The sequence below is a fragment of the Dysgonomonas sp. Shenzhen-Wh21 genome (assembly GCF_043392705.1).
GTDB lineage: Bacteria > Bacteroidota > Bacteroidia > Bacteroidales > Dysgonomonadaceae > Dysgonomonas.
The window spans coordinates 1-4,548 of the sequence record NZ_JAIXHZ010000012.1 but is presented as its reverse complement, the minus strand read 5'-3'; the positions used below and the strand labels follow the sequence as shown (position 1 = coordinate 4,548).

Sequence of the window (4,548 nt, the reverse complement as noted above, 5' to 3'; positions counted from 1 at the left end):
GCAAAGGCTATTTCTTCTGATTGGATAAGTGATAAGCTTGATATTATTAGAAGTATTACTGACAAGGGAGAAAAAGTAAGATATTATATTTTAAGGCATGGAATGACGGAGAAAGAATCTTATCTTGTTGAGTCTGCATTTATTGATTTTCTGACATTCAGTGATTTTAGTTTTGTTGCTAATATATCTAATATTGTTGCAGGGCATAATCAATGGGATAAAGGTTTGAAAACGGTTGAAGAAATAGAATTGCTGTATAATTGCCTACCTTTAGATGTTAAGAATAAACCTCATAACCTTCTTTGTATAAATATAAATGGAACTTATCACTCCTCAGCTGATATTTATGAAATTACAAGAAAAAGTTGGGTAATAAACCCTAATCGAGCAAATCTGGCTGATTATGTAGTCGCAGAATATAGGGGAATTATTCGTGCAATATTCAAAGTAAATGAAAAAGGATGGCAAAGAGTTGATAGCGAAGAAAACGCAGAGTACTTCAAAGGAAAAAGTAAGGCTCGATATTATTTTGAGGGAAACGAAGTTATTGATGAAGATATACGAAAACTGTATTTGCATAAAAGACTTCCTCTAAAGCGTAAAGGGCAAGCCAATCCCATTCAGTACTTAGATATAATTTATTTGGATTAAAGAGTATGTTTATTTTATAAATCACTACCAACCTGCCACTTATAAAATAGTCACTTGTCGCCCCTATTTGCGACCCCTAAAAATAAAGAAGCTCCGAAACTGTTTATTATCAGTAGTTTCGGAGCTTTACTTGAGGTTCCTGGCGGATTCGAACCGCCGTAGACGGTTTTGCAGACCGGTGCCTAACCACTCGGCCAAGGAACCATTTTTGGTTAGCGACTGCAAAGATATAATATTTTATTCAAGATACAAGATTTTTTGTGCGATTAATCACAAATTCTACCTCCAGATATACTAAATGTCTAACACTCAGTATCACTCTACAAGCGGATTTTTTATCAAAGCGATGCTATCCGGCTTAATGGTATCTTGAGTCGGTTTAATATATTCCGACACCTCTACTTTCATCAAACCATGATGTACCATATCGAGCTCTTTCGCTGCAGCATATGATAAATCTATTATGCATTTCTTCCTAAAAGGCCCTCGGTCGATAACCTTGACAATTATTTCTTTATCATTCTTTAAACTCTTTACTTTCAATAGAGAGCCAAAAGGGTAAGTCCGATGAGCACAAACCATGCTGTCTTTTTTGTATATTTCGCCACTGGCTGTCTTCCTGTTATTAAATTTCTTGCCATAATAAGTTGCAAGCCCTACATTTTGAGCCTTCAGCCCAATAGCAACAAAAGATAGAAGTAAGATTATCCCAATTATTATTCTCATAAACAATTAATTTATATTTGTTCGGGTTTCAGTACGGTTCCAATGTTCTTTTTTCCATTTATCTTTATAACCATCGGATTTAGAAACTGAACATGTCGTATATAATCAGTTTCGAAGACCGCAGGTTGTTTATTCAGATAATCTTCATCAAACAATCCATCTTTAGATGTGAACGGATTGATAGAGAAATATCCAACGCCAAAAGATGTCAGGTTCTGAAAGAAATGAGTGCCCTGACTTGGCTCTATTTTATAGTTATCCAAGGTAAGCTCAACCAACACCTGAGCATTCGATATTTGAGGCCATTTAACCGGAATACCTAGCCAAGAATCACTGCTTCCCCATCTTCCGGGACCTACCAATATGTAATTTTTTTCTTTTTCTAAAAATTCAGCATTCAATCTATCAATTTCTGTCGCTATTTTTGTGTTATTAGCTGCATTGAAATTCTTTGTTTTCACGTAGATAATATCATGTACATCACTTATAACTCCATGTCCTAGAGCGTTATTCGAGTGTAATATTTCATCTTCCGGTTTTATCCGAGACAAATCTTCAATCTGCAATTCTTTATTTTGTACTATTGGTCTTATTTGCAACAGATAAAATATCCCTTCTCCTTTTTCTTTCAGATCTACTGCAAATTCTATTTCTACAGCACGTCCCATTTCCGATTGTCCAATTTTTAAAACTTGCTGTAGAATTTCAGCAAGAGGGAAAACATTATGCTGTAAAATGTTTGCAAACGATATTATCTTTCGACCACTATCATAATATCCATCATATATAACCTGATCAACAGGGTCGTACGTCGATGATATATATTTTATAGAGCCATCTTTTTCTGCATCTTTTATATTTAGCTTCAAAAGGTTAAAACCATCATTCGTTGTAAATTCCTTTTGAATATTCTTTGTGTCCAAAGCATAAAAAAAGCGTTGAGTATCTCTTAAGGCCAAATCTACGGAACTCAGCTGTACAATATTGTGTGGATGTGCCGGTGAGAAACGCAGATTCGAACCTCCTTCTACAATGTATTTACCCAAACCTAATACAATGTTGGCTATACCTTCTTCGGGTCGTTCGTTCCCTATAGGGTAAAAATTCAATGACCGTGCCACACCGGATATGGTCGGATAGAAATGATCTTCGTAATTAGTCCCTACAGCCTCTTGTATAACTATTGCCATTTTTTCCTGATCTATCAGGTTCTGTGTTGCAGTCATATAAGTTTTACTGTCTTTGTAAAAAACAGAAGCATACACTGCTTTTATTGCCTTACTAAGCAATCCGAGTGTATCATACTTGTCTTTCATCAAAGGAATCATGTAAGTCGAATATACTCCCGCAAAAGGCTGATAGTGCGAGTCTTCAAGCAGACTGGAAGAGCGTACGGCAATTGGAGCGTCTATTGCATCCAGAAAGACCATGAAATCTTCGATAAGGCGATCCGGTAAGCCCGCTCGAAAGAAACATCTTAATATTTCATCATCCGACTTGTCTGATAATGCTATTGGATACAGGTCGTTGGTCTCCATGAACTCATCAAAGATGTCGGTGCATAATACTACTGTACGAGGAATCTTGACCGAAATCTTGTTATCCTCATTTAACTCTAAGTGTTCCTTTATTATATTATCAATAAAAGCAATACTACGTCCTTTGCCGCCTATAGAGCCGTCACCCATTCGGGCAAAGTTAGAAAATTCATCGAAGCGATCTTTGTCGAATGTGGCAACTATTCCCGAGTTCTTTACCTTTCGATATTTTATTATCATATCGTATATAATCTGACGAGCCTCTTCCATACTGCTAAAATCTGTAACCGCAATACGCTTTAGCCACTCAGCCAAAGGGAACATGGCTCTGGAATAGAAGAAACGGGAAAAATGATCGTGTGAAAGGTGGTACTCTATCGATGCATCCGGAATATTGAATATATTCTTCTGCATATCCTTCAGGTTTCGTATTCGCATAATCTCATTTCCGGTCTCAGGATCTATTATAATAAAATCTCCAAATCCGAAATTGTTGACCACCTGCTTTTTCAAATCCCGAGGAAAACTCTTTGAATTCTTATCAATAAAACTACAGCCTAACTCATCAGCATAAGCTTTGTTCTTAACTTCTGATGAGGTGAAAACTACCGGAGCAAATCGCCGTTGCTTCCGCATCCATTTTACAAAATTGTAGCCCGCTAACTTATCCTTTGTCCCGCCATGAGCATAACTCATATCGGTAATAACGCCTAAGATGTTGTTATAGTATTTCTTATAGATGTCAACAGCTTCTTCGAAGGTACGAGCCAGCATAATTTTAGGGCGTCCACGCATACGCAACATTTGCTGGTGTTCGTTCAAAGCCTCTTTCGAGAATTCTTTTGATGCCTCCATTACAATTTTGAACAGAGTGGGTAAGGCTGAAGAGTAAAACCGTACAGAATCTTCGATGAGGAGTATAACTTGTACACCTACACTCTCTGTGTCATGTTCTACATTCATACTATCTTCTATTAGCTTGATTATAGCCAATAAGAGATCGGGGTTGCCAAGCCAGCTAAACACGTAATCAACACCCGATAAGTCTTCCGACGATAGTCTTTTTGATACCTCTTTAGAGAAAGGCGTAAGCACAATGAATGGTGTTTCAGGATATAATTCTTTTATATGCTTTGCTGTAGAGAATATATCCGTATCATCCATGTTTGGCATCTGAATGATCAGTTCATAATGATTTTCACTTATTTTCCGTATGGCCTCATCTTCTGAATATACCTGAGTAAAACGAGGCGGATAGTTTAGATTAAGTGATGTATATTCATTAAATATCTGTTCATCAATACGCCCATCATCCTCCAACATAAACGAATCGTATTTCGTTGCTATCAACAAGACATTGAAAATACGTTTAGTCATCAGATTGGCAAAAGATGTATCCTTGAATCGGAAAGCTTTTATATCGGGTAATTTCTCCATGTCATGGTTTTATCAATTAAGAGAACAAATATAATCAAGCAGCGCTTACTTTTTAGCGGTTTGCTTCAAAAGTTTACAATTCCGAGGTATATCTTCACAAAAGGTGACAATTGTTGTTTTTTTTAAGTGTCTCATATCTAGTACGTACTGGCGAAAAGGTGACAAAAGTGACACTTTTGATATTGTTTGATACCTT

At 36.7% G+C, this 4,548-nt stretch carries 3 protein-coding genes and 1 tRNA gene; 1 reads left to right on the top strand and 3 read right to left on the bottom strand.

All coding sequences use genetic code 11. The annotated features are described in order from the left end of the window. Nucleotides 1–651, top strand: a 651-nt coding sequence (locus LDB17_RS00360) for a hypothetical protein (protein ID WP_393924824.1), incomplete at its 5' end; no start/stop codon positions are given. Nucleotides 652–784: 133 nt separating this feature from the next. On the opposite strand, the gene LDB17_RS00355 is transcribed toward LDB17_RS00360, so the two are convergent. The 3 genes from LDB17_RS00355 to LDB17_RS00345 form a co-directional block, all read right to left on the bottom strand. Next, nucleotides 785–855, bottom strand: a tRNA-Cys gene (locus LDB17_RS00355). Nucleotides 856–966: 111 nt separating this feature from the next. After that, complete coding sequence (locus LDB17_RS00350; RefSeq protein WP_252639364.1) at nucleotides 967–1,377, bottom strand: septal ring lytic transglycosylase RlpA family protein; 411 nt, start codon at nucleotides 1,375–1,377, stop codon at nucleotides 967–969. 11 nt (nucleotides 1,378–1,388) lie between these two features. Then, nucleotides 1,389–4,352 (bottom strand): PEP/pyruvate-binding domain-containing protein, encoded by a 2,964-nt coding sequence (locus tag LDB17_RS00345; protein WP_252639365.1) that lies wholly within the window; start codon nucleotides 4,350–4,352, stop codon nucleotides 1,389–1,391. Between the last annotated feature and the right edge of the window lie 196 nt (nucleotides 4,353–4,548).

What these genes read in the sequence shown, in the direction of transcription:
- LDB17_RS00350 (WP_252639364.1), bottom strand. Translation starts at nt 1,377, where the DNA reads ATGAGAATAATAATTGGGATAATCTTACTTCTATCTTTTGTTGCTATT.
- LDB17_RS00345 (WP_252639365.1), bottom strand. Translation starts at nt 4,352, where the DNA reads ATGGAGAAATTACCCGATATAAAAGCTTTCCGATTCAAGGATACATCT.